The following is a 2,631-nucleotide window of genomic DNA, read 5'->3' as shown; positions in this document are numbered from 1 at the left end:
TTAGACTAGATCAAAGCCTCGACCGATTAGTATCATTCAGCTCCACACGTCGCCGTGCTTCCACCCATGACCTATCTACCTCATCGTCTCTGAGGGGTCTTTCTTGATTGCTCAAAGGGAAATCTCATCTCGGAGGGGGCTTCATGCTTAGATGCTTTCAGCACTTATCCCGTCCGCACGTAGCTACCCAGCGATGCTCCTGGCGGAACAACTGGTACACCAGCGGTGCGTCCATCCCGGTCCTCTCGTACTAAGGACAGCTCTCCTCAAATTTCCTGCGCCCACGACGGATAGGGACCGAACTGTCTCACGACGTTCTGAACCCAGCTCGCGTACCGCTTTAATGGGCGAACAGCCCAACCCTTGGGACCTACTCCAGCCCCAGGATGCGATGAGCCGACATCGAGGTGCCAAACCTCCCCGTCGATGTGGACTCTTGGGGGAGATCAGCCTGTTATCCCCAGGGTAGCTTTTATCCGTTGAGCGATGGCCCTTCCATGCGGAACCACCGGATCACTAAGCCCGACTTTCGTCCCTGCTCGACTTGTAGGTCTCGCAGTCAAGCTCCCTTCTGCCTTTGCACTCTTCGAATGATTTCCAACCATTCTGAGGGAACCTTTGGGCGCCTCCGTTACTGTTTAGGAGGCGACCGCCCCAGTCAAACTACCCACCTGACACGGTCCTCCAGCCGGATCACGGCTGCGAGTTAGAGACTCTATACGCAAAGGGTGGTATCCCAAGGGTGTCTCCACCGAAGCTGGCGCTCCGGCTTCACAAACTCCCACCTATCCTGTACATCGCGTACAAAGCCTCAATATCAGGCTGTAGTAAAGCTCCATGGGGTCTTTCCGTCCTGTCGCGGGTAACCTGCATCTTCACAGGTACTATGATTTCACCGGGTCTCTCGTTGAGACAGTGCCCAAATCGTTACGCCTTTCGTGCGGGTCGGAACTTACCCGACAAGGAATTTCGCTACCTTAGGACCGTTATAGTTACGGCCGCCGTTTACTGGGGCTTCGGTTCAGTGCTTCTCTTGCGATGACACATCCCCTTAACCTTCCAGCACCGGGCAGGCGTCAGCCCCTATACTTCATCTTGCGATTTAGCAGAGACCTGTGTTTTTGCTAAACAGTCGTTTGGGCCTATTCACTGCGGCTTATGTTGCCATAAGCGTCCCTTCTCCCGAAGTTACGGGACCATTTTGCCGAGTTCCTTAACGAGAGTTATCCCGCGCGTCTTAGAATTCTCATCTCGCCTACCTGTGTCGGTTTACGGTACTGGCGCCGACCTCCTTACTAGAGGCTTTTCTTGGCAGCGTGAAATCCGGTACTTCGCCCTACGGGCTCCACGTCACAGCTCAACCTTGTGTGCCGGGCGGATTTGCCAACCCGACGGCCTCGCTGCTTGTCCGTGCACTTCCAGTCGCACGGTTACCTTATCCTTCTGCGTCCCCCCATCGTTCAAACGGTGGTACGGCGGTACAGGAATATCAACCTGTTGTCCATCGCCTACGCCTTTCGGCCTCGGCTTAGGTCCAGACTAACCCTGAGCGGACGAGCCTTCCTCAGGAAACCTTGGGCTTTCGACGGAGGGGATTCTCACCCCTCTTTTCGCTACTCACACCGGCATTCTCACTTCCAAGCGCTCCACGGCTCCTCACGATACCGCTTCACTGCTGCTTGGAACGCTCCCCTACCATCCCTTACGGGATCCATAGCTTCGGTGGTATGTTTAGCCCCGTTACATTTTCGGCGCGGCGTCACTCGACTAGTGAGCTATTACGCACTCTTTGAATGGTGGCTGCTTCTAAGCCAACATCCTAGTTGTCTGTGCAACGCCACATCCTTTTCCACTTAACATACACTTGGGGACCTTAGCTGATGGTCTGGGCTGTTTCCCTTTCGACTACGGATCTTATCACTCGCAGTCTGACTCCCGAGTACAAGTTGCCGGCATTCGGAGTTTGACTGAATTCGGTAACCCTGTGGGGGCCCCTAGTCCAATCAGTGCTCTACCTCCGGAACTCTACACCTCGAGGCTAGCCCTAAAGCTATTTCGGGGAGAACCAGCTATCTCCAGGTTCGATTGGCATTTCACCGCTACCCACACCTCATCCCCGCACTTTTCAACGTGCGTGGGTTCGGACCTCCAGTCAGTGTTACCTGACCTTCATCCTGGACATGGGTAGATCACCTGGTTTCGGGTCTACGACGACGGACTGATGCGCCCTATTCAGACTCGCTTTCGCTGCGGCTCCGCCTCATCGGCTTAACCTCGCCCGCCATCGTAACTCGCCGGTTCATTCTACAAAAGGCACGCCATCACCCGTTAACGGGCTCTGACTACTTGTAGGCATACGGTTTCAGGATCTGTTTCACTCCCCTTCCGGGGTGCTTTTCACCTTTCCCTCACGGTACTGGTTCACTATCGGTCACTAGGAAGTATTTAGCCTTGGGAGATGGTCCTCCCGGATTCCGACGGGGTTTCACGTGTCCCGCCGTACTCAGGATCCACTCTGGAGGGGATACGATTTCGGCTACAGGGCCGTCACCTTCTCTGGCCGACCTTTCCAGGTCGTTCACCTATCCTATCCCTTTGTAACTCCGTATAGAGTGTCCTACAACCCCAGGA

The 2,631-nt window shown here is 55.0% G+C and carries 1 rRNA gene; it reads right to left on the bottom strand.

Annotation, left to right across the window (positions count from 1 at the left end):
* Positions 1-6: 6 nt before the first annotated feature.
* Positions 7-2,631, bottom strand: a 23S ribosomal RNA gene (locus KNP80_RS15660); the annotation flags it as partial.

This window comes from Exiguobacterium sp. E4787 (assembly GCF_018618375.1).
Lineage (GTDB): Bacteria > Bacillota > Bacilli > Exiguobacteriales > Exiguobacteriaceae > Exiguobacterium > Exiguobacterium chiriqhucha.
This window is presented reverse-complemented; position numbering and strand designations above follow the sequence as displayed.